We start from the raw sequence: 18,702 nt of genomic DNA, 5'->3' as shown, positions 1-18,702 counted from the left end.
CGGGGGACAACTTAATGCACGCTTTTCCGATTCTCAGTACCGCGATCTGGTTGCCGATCGTTTTCGGCCTCCTCGTGCTTGCGGTGGGTAACGACAAAAATCCGGGGACGGCCCGCTGGATCGCGCTGATCGGTTCGCTGCTCGGCCTGGCGGTCACGATCCCGCTGATCACGGGCTTCGACTCGAGCACGGCTGCGCTGCAGTTCGTCGAGAAGTCGACCTGGATCGAACGCTTCGACATCGCGTATCACCTTGGCGTCGACGGCATCTCGATGTGGTTCGTCGTGCTGACCGCGCTGATCACGGTGATCGTCGTGATCGCCGCATGGGAAGTGATCACCGAGAACGTCGCGCAGTACCTCGCGGCGTTCCTGATCCTGTCCGGGATCATGATCGGCGTATTCTCGGCGGCCGACGGCCTGCTGTTCTACGTGTTCTTCGAAGCGACCCTGATCCCGATGTACATCATCATCGGCGTGTGGGGTGGCCCGAACCGCGTGTATGCGGCATTCAAGTTCTTCCTGTACACGCTGGCCGGCTCGCTGCTGATGCTGGTCGCGCTGATCTACCTGTACACGGAAACGCATTCGTTCGACCTCGCGACGTGGCAGAACGCCAAGATCGCGATGACACCGCAGATACTGCTGTTCATTGCTTTCTTCCTCGCGTTCGCGGTGAAGGTGCCGATGTGGCCGGTCCACACGTGGCTGCCGGATGCGCACGTGGAAGCGCCGACGGGCGGCTCGGTCGTGCTGGCTGCGATCATGCTGAAGCTCGGCGCATACGGTTTCCTGCGCTTCTCGTTGCCGATCACGCCTGACGCGAGCCACTTCCTGGCTCCCGTCGTGATCACGCTGTCGCTGATCGCGGTGATCTACATCGGCCTCGTCGCGATGGTGCAGTCCGACATGAAGAAGCTGGTCGCGTATTCGTCGATCGCGCACATGGGCTTCGTCACGCTCGGCTTCTTCATCTTCAACCAGCTCGGCGTCGAAGGCGCGATCATCCAGATGATCTCGCACGGCTTCGTGTCGGGCGCGATGTTCCTCTGCATCGGCGTGCTGTACGACCGCGTGCACTCGCGCCAGATCGCCGATTACGGCGGCGTCGTCAACGTGATGCCGAAGTTCGCAGCCTTCGCGATGCTGTTCTCGATGGCCAACTGCGGCCTGCCGGGTACGTCGGGTTTCGTCGGCGAGTTCATGGTGATTCTCGCTGCCGTCCAGTACAACTTCTGGATCGCTTTCGGCGCGGCATTCACGCTGATCCTCGGCGCTGCCTACACGCTGTGGATGTACAAGCGCGTGTACTTCGGCGCAGTTGCGAACGATCACGTTGCCAAGCTGAAGGACATCGGCCGTCGCGAATTCCTGATGCTGGCCGTGCTCGCCGCGTTCACGATGCTGATGGGCCTGTATCCGAAGCCCTTCACCGACGTGATGCACGTTTCCGTGGAAAACCTCCTCTCCCATGTCGCGCAGTCGAAGCTGCCGCTGGCCCAGTAATCGCGAGCGGAGGAACTCAAGATCATGAACGCTCCTATGAATGTCCTGTTGCCTGACGCGCTGGTGATGGCCGCCATCGTCGTCGCATGGCTGAACGACACCTTTACCGGTGCTTCCGGCCGCCGCCTGACTTATCTGATCGCGGTCGTATCGTCGGTCGTCGCCGGCGTGTGGTTCGCGGTGCAGGCACTCGACCCGCAGCAGTACTACTTCTTCTCGAAGATGGTCGTCGTCGACTCGTTCGCGAGCACGATGAAGGCTGTCGTGTCGTTCGGTTTCGCGGTCTCGCTCGTCTATTCGCGCAAGTACCTCGAAGATCGCGACATGTTCCGCGGCGACGTGTTCCTGCTCGGCATGTTCTCGCTGCTCGGTCAGCTGGTCATGGTGTCGGGCAACAACTTCCTGACGCTGTACCTCGGTCTCGAACTGATGTCGCTGTCGCTGTACGCCGTCATCGCGCTGCGTCGCGACGCCGCACAGTCGAGCGAAGCAGCGATGAAGTACTACGTGCTGGGCGCGCTCGCATCGGGCTTCGTGCTGTACGGCATCTCGATGCTCTACGGCGCGACCGGCTCGCTCGAGCTGGGCGAGGTGTACAAGGCGGTTAGCGGCAACACCGACGCAGCCGTGCTGATGTTCGGCGTGGTCTTCATCGTCGCCGGTATTGCATTCAAGCTCGGCGCCGTGCCGTTCCACATGTGGGTGCCGGACGTCTACCAGGGCGCACCGACCGCGATGACGCTGTTCGTCGGCGGCGGTCCGAAGGTTGCCGCGTTCGCGTGGGGCCTGCGCTTCCTGGTGATGGGCCTGCTGCCGCTCGCACAGAACTGGCAGACCGCGCTCGTGATCCTGGCCGCACTGTCGCTGATCGTCGGCAACATCACGGGTATCGTCCAGCGCAACATCAAGCGGATGCTGGCGTACTCGGCGATCTCGAACATGGGCTTCGTGCTGCTCGGCCTGCTCGCAGGCATCGTGAAGGGCGACGCAACGGCACCGGCGAACGCATACAGCTCGGCGATGTTCTACGCGATCGTCTACCTGATCACGACGCTCGGCTCGTTCGGCGTGGTGATGCTGCTCGCACGCCGCGATTTCGAAGCCGAAACGATCGACGACTTCAAGGGCCTCAACAAGCGCAGCCCGGTGTTCGCGTTCGTGATGATGGTCATGATGTTCTCGCTGGCAGGTATTCCGCCGACCGTCGGCTTCTACGCGAAGCTCGCCGTGCTCGAGGCGACCGTCAACGCGGGCCTCACGTGGCTGGCCGTGCTGGCCGTGATCACGTCGCTGTTCGGCGCGTTCTACTACCTGCGCATCGTGAAGCTGATGTACTTCGATGCACCGCAGGATACGACCCCGATCTCGGGCGATTTCTGCAAGCGCACGATCCTCGTGCTGAACGGCCTGGCGGTCGTGGTGCTCGGCCTGATCCCGAGCCCGCTGCTGACGGCCTGCCTGCAGGCAATTCGTCACACGCTGCCGCCGCTGTAATGTCGGCAGCCGGCTGGTTTATCGTGCTGTTGGCGCTCGTCTGCGCCAACCTGCCGTTCCTGAACCAACGCCTCTTCGCCGTCGTGCCGTTCGGCACGGCGAAGAAGAGCGGGTGGGTGCGGATCGGCGAGCTGATCGTGCTGTATTTCATCGTTGGCGCGCTCGGCTTCTGGCTCGAGTCGCGCGCCGGCAACCGCTTCGAACAAGGCTGGCAGTTCTACGCGATCACGTTCAGTCTTTTCATCGTGTTCGCGTTTCCCGGCTTCACGTTCCAGTATCTCGTCAAACGACGCTGACGGCTTCGGCCGTCGCGCTCATTCCCGGAGCCGCCGATGGCCGAACTACCCAATCACGACGCCGCACTGACCGAAACCTGCCTCGAAAGCGAGGCGATCTTCGAAGGCTCGTTCCTCAAGCTCAAGCGCGATACCGTCCGTCTGCCGGACGGCAAGAAAGCCATGCGCGAATACGTCCAGCATCCGGGCGCGGTGATGGTGATCCCGCTGTTCGACGACGGCCGCGTGCTGATGGAAAGCCAGTATCGCTACCCGATCGGCAAGGTGATGGCCGAATTCCCGGCCGGCAAGCTCGATCCGAACGAAGGCGCGCTCGCATGCGCGGTGCGCGAACTGCGCGAAGAAACCGGCTACACGGCACGCGAATACGTGTTTCTCGCCCGGATTCACCCGATCATTTCCTATTCGACCGAATTCATCGACCTGTACCTGGCGCGCGGGCTGACGGCCGGCGAGCGCAAGCTCGACGAAGGCGAATTCCTCGAGACCTTCACCGCGACGCAGGCCGATCTGCAGGAATGGGTGCGCACGGGCCAGATCTCCGATGTGAAGACGATCATCGGCACGATGTGGCTCGACAAGGTGCTGTCCGGCACGTGGCCGCTCGGGCCCGTCCTGACGCCCTGAGCGCGGCGTCAGCGACGGGTGGGGCGCCGCGTTACAATCCGGTGACGCGGTGCCTTCGCATCGCGTCATCGAAATTTAGCACGATCGTTCACAAAACCGCTTTTTGCGCTACACTCCTCACACGCCCTGATTCAGCATGAAGGTCCTCGATTTACAGTGCCCGCACGGTCATCGGTTCGAAGGCTGGTTCGCTTCCGCCGATGAATTCGAAGCGCAGTTGTCCCGCAAGCTGGTCGAATGTCCAGTGTGTGGAACAACCGAGGTCAACCGTCTGCCGTCGGCGCCGCGCCTGAACTTGTCGGGCGCGACGCAGGCACAGCCGGCCGATCCGCGTGCGCTGCAGGTGCAGGTGATGCGTGCACTGCGCGAGGTGCTGGAGAAAACCGAGAACGTGGGCGAGCGCTTCGCCGAGGAAGCGCGGCGCATCCATTACAACGAGGCGCCGGCACGCAGCATTCGTGGCGTTACGACCGCCGAAGATGCGCAGTCCTTGGCCGAAGAAGGCATCGACGTGATGCCGCTGCCGATTCCTGCCATGCTGAAAGAACCGCTGCAATAACGTATGCAGTGAGTCCTTGCCAGGCCGGACGGTTGCGGACAGCCTTGCATGGGACCGGAGCAACCGCTGAAGCGCTAACTCCGGTCGACAGGAGACACTGCGCATGGATCTGGATTATTCCCCCTCGGACGACGCGTTCCGCGTCGACGTCCGCGCCTGGCTCGAGGCCAACCTGCCTCACGCACTGCGCGCCAAAGTACTCGATCACAAACGACTCGACCGCGAGGATTTCGCGAGCTGGCACCGGATTCTCGGCCAGCGGGGCTGGTCTGCGCCCGCATGGCCGGTTGAATACGGCGGCCCGGGCTGGAACGCGACCCAACGGCACATCTGGGACGAGGAGTGCGCGCGGATCGGCGCGCCGACCGTGCTGCCGTTCGGCGTATCGATGGTCGCGCCCGTGTTGATGAAATACGGCAGCGAAGCGCAGAAACGTCACTATCTGCCGCGTATTCTCGATGGCACCGACTGGTGGTGCCAGGGTTACTCGGAGCCGGGTTCGGGATCCGACCTCGCCTCGTTGCGCACGCGCGCCGAGCGTCAGGGCGATCACTATGTCGTCAATGGCCAGAAGACCTGGACGACGCTCGGCCAGTACGCCGACATGATGTTCTGCCTGGTACGCACCGATCCGGCCGCGAAGAAACAGGAAGGCATCTCGTTCCTGCTGATCGACATGAAGACGCCCGGCATCACGGTGCGCCCGATCGTCATGCTCGACGAGGACCACGAGGTCAACGAGGTGTTCCTCGAGGACGTGAAGGTGCCGGTCGAGAATCTCGTCGGCGACGAGAACCGCGGCTGGACCTACGCGAAATACCTGCTCGGTCACGAGCGCACCGGTATCGCGCGTATCGGTGCGTCGAAGCGCGAACTCGCGTTCCTGAAGCGCGTCGCGTCGAACCAGCGCAAGAACGGCAAGCCGTTGCTCGCGGATCCCGTGTTTGCCGCGAAGGTCGCGGCGCTCGAGGTCGAGCTGATGGCGCTCGAGGTGACGGTGCTGCGCGTCGTCAGCCGCGAGACGAGCGGCAAGGGGCCGGGCCCCGAGGCGTCGATGCTGAAGATCAAGGGCACGGAAGTGCAGCAGGCGCTCACCGAACTGATGGTCGACGCGATCGGCCCGCTTGCCGCACCGTTCGACGTACCGTTCCTCGACGGGCAGCGCGAGCACAGCATCGCGGGCGACGACGATGCGGCGCCGCTTGCCGCGTACTACTTCAATTACCGGAAGACGTCGATCTACGGCGGTTCGAACGAGATCCAGAAGAACATCATCGCGCAGATGATTCTGGGGCTGTGATCAGGGAACGGAGACAACCATGGATTTCAGCTTTACCGATGAGCAGCAGCAGTTCGCCGACGCGCTGCGCCGTTATCTCGGCGAGCAATACGGCTTCGAAGCGCGCCAGGCAATCGTGCGCAGCGACGCGGGCGTGTCGGACACGCAATGGAGCGCGTTTGCCGAGTTGGGGCTGACCGCGCTGCCCGTGCCGGACGCGCAGGGTGGCTTCGGCGGCGGCCCGGTCGACATGCTGGTCGTGATGCAGGAACTCGGCCGTGCGCTCGTGATCGAGCCGTACTGGGCAACGGTGGTGGGCGTCGAAGCCTTGCGTATCGCCGGCTCGGGCGCCGGTGAGGATGCGGCGCTGCTGGAGGCGATCGCGCAGGGGCAGAAGCGCGTGGCGGTTGCGTTCCACGAACCGCATGCGCGCTACGACCTGTTCGAACTCGACACGCATGCGCGCGAGCAGGGCGGCGCGTACCGGCTGACCGGCACGAAGTCGGTCGTTCAGCATGGCGCACAGGCGGATGTGTGGATCGTGCCCGCACGCGTCGACGGCGGTGGCATCGGCCTCTTCGTCGTCGAACGGAATGCCGCGAACGCGAAGGTGGCCGACTACCGGACGATCGACGGCCAGCGCGCCGCGACGATCGGGTTCGACGAAACGCCGGCGCGACTGCTGACGGGCGGTGCGCGCGACGCGGCAGCCCTCGAACAGGTTGCCGATTACGCGACGTTCCTGCTGTGCGCGGAAGCGGTCGGCGTGCTCGACGAACTGAACCGCGCCACGGTCGAATACACGAAGACGCGCGAGCAGTTCGGCGTGCCGATCGCACGTTTCCAGGCGCTGCAGCACCGGATGGTCGACATGCTGATCCACGCCGAGCAGGCGCGTTCGCTGACTTACCTGGCTGCCGTACGCTACGCGAGCGGCGATGCCGATGCGCGGCGCAAGGCCGTGTCGGCCGCGAAAGCACGTGTCGGCGCCGCCGCTCGCTTCGTCGGCCAGCAGGCCGTTCAGCTGCACGGCGGCATGGGCGTGACCAACGAGGTCGCCGCCGCGCACCTGTTCAAGCGGCTGACGATCATCGAGACGACGCTCGGCGACACCGATCATCATCTTGCCCGCATCGCGGCGCTGCCCGATTTCGCACAGACCGACGCGGCATGACGGCGACGCGCGAGCGCGCCAGACAAGGAGACACCTAGTGGGCATCAGTTACGAAGACCTGGTGGTCGGCAGCACCACCGAAGTGGGCCGTTACACGTTCGAACCCGACGACATCAAGGCGTTCGCGCAACGCTATGATCCACAGCCGTTCCATCTCGACGAAGAGGCGGGGAAAGCCTCGCATTTCGGCGGGCTCGTCGCGAGCGGCTGGCATACGTGTTCGGTGTTCATGAGCCTGCTCATCAAGAAGCTCGGGTCGGACTCGACGAGCATGGGCTCGCCCGGCATCGATTCGATTCGCTGGCTCAAACCGGTGCGCGCCGGCGACACGATCACGATGTATCAGAAGGTCCACGACAAGCGCGTGTCGGAGAGCAAGCCCGACCGCGGCATCGTGTCGACGGAGTGGGTCGGCGTGAACGGCGCCGGCGAGACGGTGATCACCGTGCATACCAAGGTGATCTTCGGGCTGCGCCATCCGGGAGGCGAGCCGGCATGACCGATGTGACCTTGCCGCTGATCGCATCGGCACAAGCGCTGCAGGCGCGTGTCGGCGCAGAGCCGCTCGCGAGCGGCTGGCTCTCGATCGACCAGCGTCGTGTCGATGGCTTTGCCGATGCGACCGGCGATCATCAATGGATTCACGTCGATCCCGAACGTGCGCGGCGCGAGTCGCCATTCGGCGGCCCGATCGCGCACGGGTTCCTGACGCTATCGCTGATTCCGGCGTTGATGGCCGACGCGATGCGTTTCGAGCAGAAGATGGGCGTGAACTACGTACTGAACCGTGTGCGGTTCCTGAAGCCGGTGCCAGTCGGTGCGCGCGTGCGTGCGCTGTTTGCGGTAAAGGAAACCGCCGAGGCCGCGCGGGACGGTGTGCAGGTGACGTGGTCGGTGACGATGCAGGTCGAGCTTCCCGACGCGCCGCTGCCCGTTTGTGCGGCGGAGTTCATCACGCTGCATTACTTCTGAAGCGCGGGGCGGCATGCACGAATGCCGCTCCGCTTTTCACATGCGCGTCAGTGCTTCGCGTATTGCGTCGCGCCGAACAGCACCTCACGCGCCTTGTCGTCCTGCAGCGCCTTGCGCGCCGAAGCGAGCACTTCGACACCACGCTGGACGGCCGGTCGTGCGGCGATCGCGTCGTACCAGCGCTTCACGTTCGGCAATTCGTCGAGCACGATGCCCTGGTTCTGCCACGAGCGCGTCCACGGGAACGTCGCAATGTCCGCGATCGTGTACGTGTCGCCCGCGAGATACTCGGATTCGCCGAGACGTTTGTCCATCACGTTGTACAGGCGCTTCGCTTCGTTCGTGTAGCGGTTGACCGCATATTCGATCTTCTCCGGCGCATACAGGCGGAAGTGGTGTGCCTGCCCGAGCATCGGGCCGACACCGCCCATCTGGAACATCAGCCATTCGAGCGTCGCGTAGCGTGCGGCCGGATCGGTCGGCAGGAACTTGCCGGTCTTCTCCGCAAGGTAGATCAGGATCGCGCCCGATTCGAACAGCGAGATCGGCTTGCCGCCGGGGCCGTCCGGATCGACGATCGCGGGGATCTTGTTGTTCGGGCTGATCGTCAGGAATTCCGGCTTGAACTGGTCGCCCGCGCCGATATCGACCGGATGGACACGATAAGCGAGGCCCGTTTCCTCGAGCATGATGTGCACCTTGTGGCCGTTCGGGGTCGCCCAGCTATAGACGTCGATCATCGTGAACTCCTTTGTTGCATGCGCGAAAGCGGCGCCGGCAGCGCCGTGACAGGCGGTCATTAGAGCATGGATCGATATGGGCTGCTGGCGACGGAAATGTGCGTGCCGATGCGTGTGCGCAGATGTGTGCGTGCGTGTTGCGCTACTTGGCGCCGGGGGCAATCACGTGTCGCCCCGAGTCGTCGAGATGGGGCGTCGCCGTGCCGCATCGGGGCGATGCGGTGGCGACGCGTCAATTCGACAGCAGGCGCGACGGCTCAGCGCTTGTAGCGGGGCGGGCGTTTCTCGAGAAATGCGGTGATGCCTTCGAGCCCGTCCGCATGATGCAGCGATGCGACGAAATGATCGCGCTCCGTGACGAGATGCGCGTCGAGCGGTTGCATCGTCGCGTCGTCGAGCAGCGACTTGATGCGCGTGAGTGCGTTCGGCGAGATGCCGGCGAGCGCATCGGCCCATGCCAGCGCGTCGGTCAGTGCCGCGCCGGGCACGGCGAGCCGGTTGACGACGCCGAGCGTGTGCAGACGTTCGGCTGCAACAGGCTTGCCTTCGAACAGGATCTCGGCCGCGAGCGCACGCGGCAGCGCGCGGGCGATGAACCACGAACCGCCTCCATCGGGCGTCAGACCGACCCGCGCGTACGACATCACGAATTTTGCATCGTGTGCGGCGACGATCAGGTCGCACGCGAGCGCGAGCGAGAAGCCCGCGCCGGCCGCGGCACCTTCGACCGCTGCGATCACCGGCTTCGTCGAAGCGTGGATCGCCGCTACCCATGCGGCGAGCTGATCGATGCTGTCGGCCTGGTAGGACGGATCCTTCGAGCGGTTGTCGAGCAGCCGGTTCAGGTTGCCGCCCGCGCAGAAGAAGCGATCGGCGCCGGTGAGCACGACCGCGCGGATCCCGGGATCGCGTTCGGCGGTGGCGAGCGCTTCGATGCCGGCCGCGTACATGTCGGGATGCAGCGCATTGCGTGCGCCGGGATTGGATAGCGTGAGGACGAGCGTCGATTCGCTCTCGGCCGGACGCGAGGCCAGCAGTTCAGCACTCATGCGAGCGTGTCTCCATCGGATGGCGGGGCTGCGGCGGCGGGCGCATCGCGCGTGCTGATGCGGCCGATGCCGTAGCAGATGTATTGTTGTCGTGACGAACGCAAAACTTGCTTTAGACTAGCACGAACGTGCTTTTCAGCGCGATGAATCCCGATGCGGCCCGCATCGATGCGGCCGCGCTTCAGCAAGGAAGGAGACTCCGATGCTACAGCTGTGCGGTATTCCGTTGTCCAACTACTACAACAAGGTGAAGTTCGTCCTGCTCGAGCACGACATTCCGTTCGAGGAGTCGGTATGCGGTTTGCCGATCAGCGATCCGGCGCAGCTCGTCGATTCGCCGCTCGGCAAGATTCCGTTTCTGAAGACCGAAGAAGGCGCGCTGTTCGAGTCGCAGGTGATCATCGAGTACCTGGCCGCGCGCTATCCCGAGAAAGGCATCTTTCCGGCAAGCCCGTTTGCCGGCGCGAAGGTGCGCGAACTGATCGAGACGCTCGAGCTGTATCTCGAATGGATGGCGCGTGAGGTCTACACCGAAGCGTTTTTTGGCGGCAAGGTCAGCGACGGGATGAAGGCGCACGTCGAGAAGCGCCTGCCGCGCGCGATCGATGCGTTCAAGCAGATGGCGCAGTTTTCACCGTATGTGCTCGGCGAGTCGTTCGGCCTCGTGGACATCGCCGCCTGGGTCCATCTGCCGGTCATCGGCATGGCGACGAAGGCCATATACGGACGCGATTTCCTGCTCGATGCGGGTATCGACTGGAAGGCGCATGCGAAGAAGGTAGGCGAGCGCCCTGCCGCGCAGCGCGTGGCGGCCGAGCGCAAGGCGTATATCGAAGCGACGAGCGTCGCGCGCTCGTAAGCGCGATTCCCGCAGGGCGGCGTGCGGCCGCCCGTGCGGGTCTTACAGGCGGGCGAGTCGCTCGAGCGCGGATGCGAGCGTGCTTTCCTGTTTCGCGAAGCAGAATCGGACGACGCCCGATTCGTGTGACTCGTGATAGAACGCCGACACCGGAATGGCGGCCACGCCGATCTCCGACGTGAGCCACTTCGAGAATTCCGCTTCCGGCAGGTCGCTGATCGCCGAATAGTCGACGCACTGGAAGTACGTGCCCGTGCAGGGCAGCAACTTGAAGCGCGTGCGCTCGAGGCCGGCCCGGAAGAAGTCGCGCTTCTTCTGGTAGAAGTCGGCAAGCGTCAGGTACGGCGCCGGGTCGCGCAGGTAGTCGGCGAGCCCGATCTGCATCGGCGTGTTCACCGTGAACACGTTGAACTGGTGGACCTTGCGGAATTCCGCGGTCAGCGCGGCAGGCGCCGCGACATAGCCGACCTTCCAGCCCGTCACGTGATAGGTCTTGCCGAAGCTCGACACGATGAAGCTGCGCGCGGCGAGTTCCGGATAGCGCGCGACGCTCTCGTGGCGCGCGCCGTCGTAGACCATGTGCTCGTAGACTTCGTCGGACAGGATCAGCACGTTGGTGCCGCGCACGATCTCCTGGAGTTTGCGCATGTCCGTCTCGCGCCACACGGTACCCGTCGGGTTATGTGGCGTGTTGATCAGGATCATGCGGGTTTTCGGCGTGATTGCGGCTGCCAGACGATCGAACGGGATCGCGTAGTCGGGCGCTTCCAGCGTGACGAACACGGGCTTGCCGCCCGCGAGTTCGATCGACGGCAGGTAGCTGTCGTAGGTCGGTTCGACGACGATCACTTCATCACCCGGATGCACCGTGCACATGATCGCGGTCAGCAACGCCTGCGTCGCGCCGGCCGTGACGGTGATTTCGGTCGCCGGATCGTAACGCCGGCCGTAGACCTGCGCGATCTTGTCTGCGATCGCGTCGCGCAGCGGCGCGACGCCGGCCATCGGCGGATACTGGTTGTGCCCGTTGCGCATTGCCGTGGCAACCGCATCGACGATGCGTGGATCGCAGTCGAAATCCGGAAAGCCCTGGCCGAGGTTCACCGCGCCTTTTTCTGCGGCAAGCGCGCTCATGACCGTGAAGATCGTCGTGCCGACGTTCGGCAGGCGCGAGGGGAAAACGGGAGTCGTTGGCATGTCTGAAGGAGCGTTCATCGATACGGTCGAGGTCGGGTGGTGGTGCGGGCGTCAGGCCGGCGTGGTGTCGAGCGCGCAGGCCTCGGCAAAGGGTGCGGGTTGCGCGATCCGGAAGCCGAAGTCGCGTGCGGTGCGCTTCGCGAGCTTCAGCAGCGCGCGGTCTTTCGACACGAGCCACTCAACCTGGGCGGCGCGGGCGAGTTCCAGAAATTTCTGGTCGTCGCGGTCCTTGCACTTCGGCAGGGGCGGCGCGTCGGCGTCGACGGCCGGCGGCTCGACGAGGCTCGCGAGGCGAGCGACGGTCGCGAGCGCAGCCGCCTTGTCGACAGCGCGCGCCTGGAACTGTGGATAATCGAGCACATACTCGAGTTCGGTCAGGCAGCGGCCGTCGATCACGGCGGCAAGCGTGCCGCGTTCGAGCGCGGCCCGGATCGGGCGCGTAGCGGGGTCGTCGAATACGAGGATGTCGATCCAGACGTTCGAGTCGAGCACGACGCGATGCGCGGCATGCGGGGCGAGAGAGCGGGTCATTCGTTACAATCGGTGGTTTTCGTCTGACCGCAAGGCACGGCGTGCCAGCGAGCCTCTATGATAATCGTTCTCTCTCCAGCCAAATCCCTCGACTACGATACGCCCGCGCACGTCCAGTCTTACACGAAGCCTGCATTCGTCGACGACGCGTCTGAACTGATCGACGGCCTGCGCAAGCTTTCGCCGCAGGACATCGCGACGCTGATGGATATCTCCGATCCGCTCGCGCGCCTGAATTTCCAGCGCTACGCGGACTGGTCGTCGACCTTCACGCCGGCCAACGCGAAGCAGGCCGTGCTCGCGTTCAATGGCGACGTATATGAAGGATTCGACGCCAAATCGCTGTCGTCCGCCGATCTCGACTATGCGCAGCAGCACGTGCGCGTGCTGTCGGGCCTGTACGGGCTGTTGCGTCCGCTCGACCTGTTGCAGCCGTACCGGCTCGAGATGGGTACGCGCTTCGCGAATGCGCGCGGCAAGGATCTGTACGCGTTCTGGGGCGACCGCATCACGCGGGCGCTGAACGAGCAGCTCGAAACGCGCAGCGGCGCGGCGCGCGTGCTGGTCAACTGCGCGTCGACCGAATACTTCAAGTCGGTCAAGCCGAAACTGCTGGCCGCACCCGTCATTACGCCGGTATTCGAGGACTGGAAGGGCGGCCGCTACAAGATCATCAGCTTCCATGCGAAGCGTGCGCGCGGCCTGATGGCGCGCTTTATCGTCGAGAACCGTATTACCGACCCGAAGGCGCTGAAGGATTTCGCGACGGAAGGCTATGCGTTCGATGCGGCCGCGTCGAACGATTCGACTTACGTATATCGCCGGCGAGTCGGCGAGTGACCTTGCCGGCCGTTCACGAGACGGCCGGCGCATGCATGAGGCCGGGCAAGCGCTACACCGCCTGTTCCGGTCGTCCAAGGAGAGACAGATGGCCCTTTCGATCACCAGCAATTTCGACGCAGGCGCAATCGACGTCGTATCGTGTGACAGTCCCGATGCGATTCGACTGCGCGTGCGCGGCGACACCCGCTCGGAATTTGCGCAATGGTTTTACTACCGCTTGACGGGCGCGCGCGGCGAGCGCTGCGTGATGACGTTCGAGAATGCTGCCGAATGTGCGTATCCGTCGGGCTGGCGCAACTACAGCGCGGTGGCGAGCTATGACCGGGTCGACTGGTTCCGCGTGCCGACGACGTTCGACGGCAAGACGATGACCATCGACCATACGCCGGAATTCGACAGCATCTATTACGCGTATTTCGAACCGTACTCGGAAGAGCGTCACGCGGCGTTTCTCGGCGCGGTCCAGCAGTTGCCGCAGGCGAGCGTCGTCGAACTCGGTCGCACGGTCGAAGGTCGCCCGATGTCGCTGCTGACGCTCGGTACGCCGGAAACCGACGGCACGCCGAAGAAGAAGGTGTGGATCATCGCGCGCCAGCACCCTGGCGAGTCGATGGCCGAATGGTTCGTCGAAGGCCTCGTCAAGCGGCTGGCCGGATGGGGCGACTGGGCCGGCGATCCGGTCGCGCGCAAGCTGTACGATCGCGCGACGTTCCATATCGTCCCGAACATGAACCCGGACGGCAGCGTGCACGGCAACCTGCGCACCAATGCGGCAGGCGCGAACCTGAACCGCGAGTGGATGGCACCCGATGCCGAGCGCAGCCCCGAGGTGCTGGCCGTGCGCGATGCAATCCATGCGATCGGCTGCGACATGTTCTTCGACATTCACGGCGACGAGGATCTGCCGTACGTGTTCGTTGCCGGGTCCGAGATGCTGCCGAGCTTTACCGAGCAGCAGGGCAAGGAGCAGACCGCATTCATCGAAGCGTTCAAGGTCGCGAGCCCCGACTTCCAGACTGAGCACGGCTATGCCGCGAGCAAGTACAAGGAGGATGCGCTCAAGCTCGCGTCGAAGTACATCGGCCACCAGTTCGGCTGTCTGTCGCTGACGCTCGAGATGCCGTTCAAGGACAACGCGAACCTGCCCGACGAACGAGTCGGCTGGAACGGCGAGCGCAGCGCGGCGCTTGGCGCGGCGATGCTGGCGGCGATCCTGGTGCACGTCGACACGTTCGCGTAAGCGTAGCGTCGCCGTATGAAAAAAGCCGGGGCATCTCAGGATGCCCCGGCTTTTTTGCTCCTGTCGACATCGCTTCGTCGTATCAGGACTTCTTCGCAGTCTTCTTCACGACCTTCTTCTGGCCGCTCGACTTTTTCGTTGCGACGGCCTTCTTGCTGCCGGTACGGCCCGATGCCTTTGCCTTGCCCTTGCCTCGGTGCGACTTGCCCTTGAATTTCTTCGTGGAGGACGAGGAGCGCTCGACGCGCGGCTTCAGCGGCGGAACCGGATCGTTCCAGCTGAACGCGAGCATTTGCTGACCGACATAGCCGCATCGGAATTTCAGCGGCGTCGGGTCGCTGCCGTCGCTGTGGATGCCGAGGCCGTCGACCGTGACGATATTGTCGACCTTCACGCGCTGCTTGCCCTGGTCGAACGAGTCGTTCCATGGCGTGGTCGTCGCGTTGCCGCTGTCGAATGTGTTCGGCGCGAAGTCGACGCGGTCGAAGGCCGACGACGTGCTGGCGATGAAGCTGCCGTGCGCTGCACAATCGGCGGCGAGCGGATCGGCATGCATTTCGTTGACGAATTTGTTGATCAGTTCGGAGCGCTGGTCGAGCAGATCGGCGAATGCCGGTGTCGGAAGCGCAAGCGACAGGCCCGCAATACAGGCTGCCAGCTTGCCGAGCGCCCGGAAAATCCGGAGCGACGCAGGAGAGCTGTCCATCTGGTTATTGGTGAGGAGCGAATGAGACATCGGGCACGTATAGATGCCCGATGAAGAACCGGAGTTCAATCTTAGCGTAAAAAAGTTGTGCGGCAGTAGATGTCGCATTCTGCCGCACTGCGTGAGGGGCTGCCGGCACGGGATGACGGTGCTGCCGCCAGAGGGCAATTCAGGCGCGCGGGCCGCCAAGGCGATAGCGCCGGACGTCGAAGGTCGTGACCCAGGCGGGGCGATAGACGGCGATGAGTGCCGTCGCCATGCCGGTGAACCACGCTTCGCCGAGTGCAAGCAGCGCGGTGTTCAGCAGATAGCCGGCGGGAATCACGACGGGCACGCCATCCGCGAGCGCGAGCTGGACCCCGGCCGCAGCAGCGGCAACCGCGATGATCGCGATGGCCGGCGACAGGAATCCCTGGCCGGTAATGAACGACGCGAGATTGTGAGGCAACCATGCGAGTGCGGCGCGCTGCAGCAATGCCGACACGGCGACCGGCAGCGCGCCGTAAATCAGATAGGTCAGGCCAATACCCTGCCAGGGCGCGTCGAAGATGATCGCGGCGACCGCCGTGACGGCGCCCATCGCGATCAGTGCGAGTGTCCAGTCGAACAAGGTGACGAGCAGCGTCGCGCCGAGCAGATGCATGACGATGCCATCTTCGAGCCACGCATTCGAGGCCCAGAGGACCGCAATGGCAGTGACGAGCGCGAGCCACACGTGCTGGAGCGTGGCGTCCTGCAGGCGGACGAATGGACGATTCCAGATCGCGAGCGCGAGCAGGGCCACGGCGGCGATCCAGCCACCGATGCCAACCCAGAGCGGAAGCGGTGTGAAAAGAAAACCCATGCGTTCATATTACTCGTTGAGCATCAAAGGTGGGAATCCGCACACGCCGACCGTCGCAATATCGAGACTGTTTGCCTAGCGTTCTCGCCGGAACCGCGCCGGCGGCTCGGCGGCGATCGGCAGGTCCTGCGCGCTGTCGATCGAGGCCGGCAACGGATACGGGCGGTCATTCCGTTGCGTACGCAGCGGAACCGGGCCGTGTTCGCCGATGGGCGGCTTACGCGCGCGATTGCGGTTCGCCAGCAGCACCTCGAGGTGGGGCGACAGCCAGCCGTTGTAGATCGCGACCGCGGCGGCGCGGTTGGCGGCACCAAGCTGCTGGAAGATGCTGGCGAGGTGGATCTTGACGGTGCCTTCGCTGATGCCGAGTGTGCGGGCGATCATCTTGTTGGTGCTGCCCATGTGGACGAAGCGCATGATCTGCGCTTGCCGCGGCGACAAGAGGCCGCTCGGCGGCCGGCGGGGAAGTGACCCGGCGAGCGTCTGGAAATGGGCGTCGTAACGCGCCGCAGCAGTAGAGGGCAGCAGGCGGAGCGCGATCGGCGGAATGTAGTGCCCGCCCAGCAGTACGATCTCGAGCGCACGCACGATCAGGTGCGGCCGCGTGGAATGCGGGATCACGCCGGCGACACCGTAGTTGAAGAAGCGCTGGATGGCTTCGGGCGATGTTTCGTCGACCAGGACGGCGACGGGTGTCGGCGAGCAAGCGTTGCAGAGCGCCTGAAGCTCGCTGAGCCGGCCGACGTCGAGCCAGTCGATCGCGACGAGGTCGAAACGCTGGTTACGCAGCAGCCTGCGCGCCTGGAAACTGTCGGGCGCATCGTTGATGCCGGCGTGACGGTCGATCTGTCGCAACAGGGCCTTCAGTCCGTCACGCCGCTCGGCGTCTGAATTGAGCATCAGGAACCGCATATTCAACCTCCGTAATGTGAGCCATTGATCTGCCGTCTGGCATGCCTTGGGTCTGATGATGACAAAGACCTTACACGATGTCTGCTTGGCTGAAAGGCTTAGGAAAAGTATGAAATTTCGGGCGGCGGGAAGGCGGACAAGTAAAAAGCCGCTCCGGCGGGAACCGTGAGCGGCTTCAGGTGGGCAGGCCGTCAGGGCCTGCTGTGCTGCGGGTCAGTGGAAGTGCGGCTGGGCGGGTGACGCGTCTTCCGGCATTTCCGCGTGGACGATTTCGCCGAGCGGATCTGCGTAGAGCGGCACGCCGCAGTCATCGCAGTATTCGGGTTCGAAGCGGCCCGCGTGCCGCCGGACGTCGGTTACGCCGCATTCCTTCAGCAGGCTCACGATTTCCTCGACCGGCCCTTCGATCGGTGCTTCGCCTTCGAGCGTTGCGCTGTCGATCGACACGTCGCCGTTTTCACGGCCGTAGAGCGGCCATACGACGCCGTAGATTACGTCGTTGCTGGCACGCCGCGTGAAGCCGACACGGTACTCGTCGATACGGCGTTCGCCGAAGCCGGCGACCACCGCGCGCAGCTCTTGCGGTGCCGCACCAAGTGTGTCGAAAAGATAACGAATGGCCGTTCTCACCGTGTGCGGACGCACGCGTTCGTCCGCATCGCGGCAGGCGGAATAGTACGCGTCCGGAAGCAGGCATTCGAATTCGCAGCCGGGCAGGGCGATCGACAGGTTCGGGCCGCCCTGGCCCGTCCATTGCTCGAGGCACTGGCCACGTTCGATCCGGCTGCCGCCTTCTTCTTCCTGCCAGCGGAACAGTGGCGCGCCAGCGGGAGCCGCGACGACGGCGAGCAGGAAGCGCGGGTCGGCCAGGATCGGCGAGGTTTCGGGCAGGTCGCCGAAGCTGAGCTTGGGCGTGTGCTGGCTGATCGCCGCATGCGCGAGCTGCTGGGCGAGCCGGTAGGTCTCGACGTGGTGGCGCGGCAACTGGTCGATGCTATAGAGGAACGGGGCAAGCCCGACGAGGGTGCCGTTCGCCAGGACGTGCGCCTGCAGGTGCGTTCGCAGCGCGTCGGCAACTTCGCCCTTGAGCGGGCCCGACGGAATCATGTAGCGCGTCCATGCGAGAACCGGGACGGCGACCAGCAGCGCATCGAACGGTTGGCCTTCGTGCTCGATCACCATCGACTCGCTGTGCGTCTCGGCCATGTCGGCGAGCGCGCCATAGGCGTCGGGGTGATTCTGCTGAAGATGGTCGAGCGCTGCGTCGAGCGTGGTCTGGTTGCCGTTGCGGACAATCTTGGCGAGCAGCGCGTCGAGCTTCGCTTCCCAGAAGCGATCCTCGATGCGGCTGCCCGACGCGAAGAGCGCAAGCGACAGACCGACCAGTTTGTCGGCATCGGGGGGGAGGCGTTTGGCGATTCGCTGGCGCATATTAAAGACGTATATAGAAAGAGGCGAAGAACCTCACATTCTAGTCCGTTCTTTGCACCATAAGCGGTCTCGTGCCGAGGCATGGCCGGCCGGCCGAATTGCGGCTTTTGTAAAAAAGTTGCTTCAAACCCCTTGCGCGAATGCCGCGAGCTACCTACAATCACGCCTCTTTCGCGCTAACGGAAACACGGTGCGGGAGAGGGAAGCAGGGTTGGCGGTGTGCTGCAGTCTGAAGCGCGCAACCGGCCTGGAAGTTGAGCCCCGCAGTCGCAACGATGTAGTGAAAAAAGTTGTTGACGAAATGCGAAACACGGTTCATAATCTCGCTTCTCTGCTGCTGAAAACGCAGCGCTGCTGAGAAACACGAAGTTCCTCGCAGAATGCTCTTTAAAAATTAACAGCCGATAAGTGTGGGCGCTTGATGGAAGCGAGCTGATCCTCGGA

21 protein-coding genes are annotated in these 18,702 nt (G+C 63.9%); 12 read left to right on the top strand and 9 right to left on the bottom strand.

All coding sequences use genetic code 11. From position 1 onward, the window contains the following. The first annotated feature begins 14 nt into the window (after window positions 1-14). The 9 genes from G3N99_RS07605 to G3N99_RS07565 all read left to right on the top strand — a co-directional run bounded on the left by G3N99_RS07605 (window position 15) and on the right by G3N99_RS07565 (window position 7,906). The gene (locus tag G3N99_RS07605; RefSeq protein ID WP_011352692.1) at window positions 15-1,505 is read left to right on the top strand and encodes an NADH-quinone oxidoreductase subunit M; all 1,491 of its coding nucleotides are present in this window, start codon (window positions 15-17) and stop codon (window positions 1,503-1,505) included. Window positions 1,506-1,541: 36 nt separating this feature from the next. Continuing rightward, complete coding sequence (nuoN, locus tag G3N99_RS07600; protein ID WP_174935312.1) at window positions 1,542-2,999, top strand: NADH-quinone oxidoreductase subunit NuoN; 1,458 nt, start codon at window positions 1,542-1,544, stop codon at window positions 2,997-2,999. Beyond that, window positions 2,999-3,295: a DUF2818 family protein gene (locus G3N99_RS07595; protein WP_011352690.1), complete on the top strand. Its 297-nt coding sequence runs from the start codon at window positions 2,999-3,001 to the stop codon at window positions 3,293-3,295. The genes nuoN and G3N99_RS07595 overlap by 1 nt, the downstream gene beginning before the upstream one ends. A gap of 36 nt (window positions 3,296-3,331) precedes the next feature. After that, window positions 3,332-3,922, top strand: coding sequence for an NUDIX hydrolase (locus G3N99_RS07590; RefSeq protein WP_174942591.1), 591 nt, complete (start codon window positions 3,332-3,334; stop codon window positions 3,920-3,922). A gap of 136 nt (window positions 3,923-4,058) precedes the next feature. After that, complete coding sequence (locus tag G3N99_RS07585) at window positions 4,059-4,481, top strand: DUF1178 family protein (protein WP_174942588.1); 423 nt, start codon at window positions 4,059-4,061, stop codon at window positions 4,479-4,481. A 103-nt stretch (window positions 4,482-4,584) separates the two neighbouring features. After that, the gene (locus G3N99_RS07580) at window positions 4,585-5,781 is read left to right on the top strand and encodes an acyl-CoA dehydrogenase family protein (protein WP_206122048.1); all 1,197 of its coding nucleotides are present in this window, start codon (window positions 4,585-4,587) and stop codon (window positions 5,779-5,781) included. A 19-nt stretch (window positions 5,782-5,800) separates the two neighbouring features. Continuing rightward, a complete protein-coding gene (locus G3N99_RS07575; RefSeq protein ID WP_206122047.1) occupies window positions 5,801-6,934 on the top strand; it encodes an acyl-CoA dehydrogenase in 1,134 nt (377 codons plus the stop codon). Window positions 6,935-6,971: 37 nt separating this feature from the next. Continuing rightward, window positions 6,972-7,433 carry a MaoC family dehydratase gene (locus tag G3N99_RS07570; RefSeq protein ID WP_174942883.1) on the top strand — a complete coding sequence of 154 codons (462 nt, stop codon included), beginning with the start codon at window positions 6,972-6,974 and terminating at the stop codon, window positions 7,431-7,433. Continuing rightward, window positions 7,430-7,906, top strand: coding sequence for a MaoC family dehydratase (locus G3N99_RS07565; RefSeq protein ID WP_206122046.1), 477 nt, complete (start codon window positions 7,430-7,432; stop codon window positions 7,904-7,906). Before G3N99_RS07570 ends, G3N99_RS07565 begins: the two co-directional genes overlap by 4 nt. A gap of 47 nt (window positions 7,907-7,953) precedes the next feature. On the opposite strand, the gene G3N99_RS07560 is transcribed toward G3N99_RS07565, so the two are convergent. The 3 genes from G3N99_RS07560 to G3N99_RS07550 form a co-directional block, all read right to left on the bottom strand. Beyond that, window positions 7,954-8,646: a glutathione binding-like protein gene (locus G3N99_RS07560; RefSeq protein ID WP_174942885.1), complete on the bottom strand. Its 693-nt coding sequence runs from the start codon at window positions 8,644-8,646 to the stop codon at window positions 7,954-7,956. 257 nt (window positions 8,647-8,903) lie between these two features. Continuing rightward, window positions 8,904-9,695 carry an enoyl-CoA hydratase gene (locus G3N99_RS07555; RefSeq protein WP_174987873.1) on the bottom strand — a complete coding sequence of 264 codons (792 nt, stop codon included), beginning with the start codon at window positions 9,693-9,695 and terminating at the stop codon, window positions 8,904-8,906. Next, entirely contained in the window at window positions 9,692-9,883 is a 192-nt protein-coding gene (locus G3N99_RS07550) for a hypothetical protein (protein ID WP_174942571.1), read from the bottom strand. Before G3N99_RS07550 ends, G3N99_RS07555 begins: the two co-directional genes overlap by 4 nt. Window positions 9,884-9,897: 14 nt before the next feature. Here G3N99_RS07550 and G3N99_RS07545 point away from each other — a divergent pair, with 14 nt between their 5' ends. Next, window positions 9,898-10,554, top strand: coding sequence for a glutathione S-transferase (locus tag G3N99_RS07545; RefSeq protein WP_206122045.1), 657 nt, complete (start codon window positions 9,898-9,900; stop codon window positions 10,552-10,554). A 42-nt stretch (window positions 10,555-10,596) separates the two neighbouring features. Here G3N99_RS07545 and G3N99_RS07540 read toward each other — a convergent pair whose 3' ends face one another. Both G3N99_RS07540 and G3N99_RS07535 read right to left on the bottom strand, forming a co-directional pair. Further along, window positions 10,597-11,769: a pyridoxal phosphate-dependent aminotransferase gene (locus G3N99_RS07540; protein ID WP_206122044.1), complete on the bottom strand. Its 1,173-nt coding sequence runs from the start codon at window positions 11,767-11,769 to the stop codon at window positions 10,597-10,599. Window positions 11,770-11,802: 33 nt separating this feature from the next. Beyond that, complete coding sequence (locus tag G3N99_RS07535) at window positions 11,803-12,282, bottom strand: putative toxin-antitoxin system toxin component, PIN family (RefSeq protein WP_174942566.1); 480 nt, start codon at window positions 12,280-12,282, stop codon at window positions 11,803-11,805. Window positions 12,283-12,339: 57 nt separating this feature from the next. Between G3N99_RS07535 and yaaA the strand changes: the two genes are divergently transcribed. Further along, a complete protein-coding gene (gene yaaA, locus G3N99_RS07530) occupies window positions 12,340-13,122 on the top strand; it encodes a peroxide stress protein YaaA (RefSeq protein ID WP_174942563.1) in 783 nt (260 codons plus the stop codon). 88 nt (window positions 13,123-13,210) lie between these two features. Next, window positions 13,211-14,365 carry a carboxypeptidase family protein gene (locus tag G3N99_RS07525; protein ID WP_174987864.1) on the top strand — a complete coding sequence of 385 codons (1,155 nt, stop codon included), beginning with the start codon at window positions 13,211-13,213 and terminating at the stop codon, window positions 14,363-14,365. An 82-nt stretch (window positions 14,366-14,447) separates the two neighbouring features. Here the strand turns inward: G3N99_RS07525 and G3N99_RS07520 are convergent, their stop codons facing one another. From G3N99_RS07520 to G3N99_RS07505, 4 genes are all read right to left on the bottom strand, one after another. Beyond that, window positions 14,448-15,101 (bottom strand): hypothetical protein, encoded by a 654-nt coding sequence (locus G3N99_RS07520; protein WP_174942907.1) that lies wholly within the window; start codon window positions 15,099-15,101, stop codon window positions 14,448-14,450. A gap of 139 nt (window positions 15,102-15,240) precedes the next feature. Next, complete coding sequence (locus tag G3N99_RS07515) at window positions 15,241-15,915, bottom strand: energy-coupling factor ABC transporter permease (protein ID WP_011352675.1); 675 nt, start codon at window positions 15,913-15,915, stop codon at window positions 15,241-15,243. A gap of 75 nt (window positions 15,916-15,990) precedes the next feature. Then, the gene (locus G3N99_RS07510) at window positions 15,991-16,827 is read right to left on the bottom strand and encodes a response regulator transcription factor (protein ID WP_174942558.1); all 837 of its coding nucleotides are present in this window, start codon (window positions 16,825-16,827) and stop codon (window positions 15,991-15,993) included. Between the two features lie 213 nt (window positions 16,828-17,040). Next, window positions 17,041-18,258: a DUF2863 family protein gene (locus G3N99_RS07505; protein WP_206122043.1), complete on the bottom strand. Its 1,218-nt coding sequence runs from the start codon at window positions 18,256-18,258 to the stop codon at window positions 17,041-17,043. Window positions 18,259-18,702: the final 444 nt, after the last annotated feature.

The organism is Burkholderia sp. Ac-20392 (genome assembly GCF_017104585.1).
In the GTDB taxonomy this organism is placed as follows: domain Bacteria; phylum Pseudomonadota; class Gammaproteobacteria; order Burkholderiales; family Burkholderiaceae; genus Burkholderia; species Burkholderia lata.
Note: the sequence above shows the minus strand (reverse complement) of the source record. Positions and strands in the feature narration are given on the sequence as shown.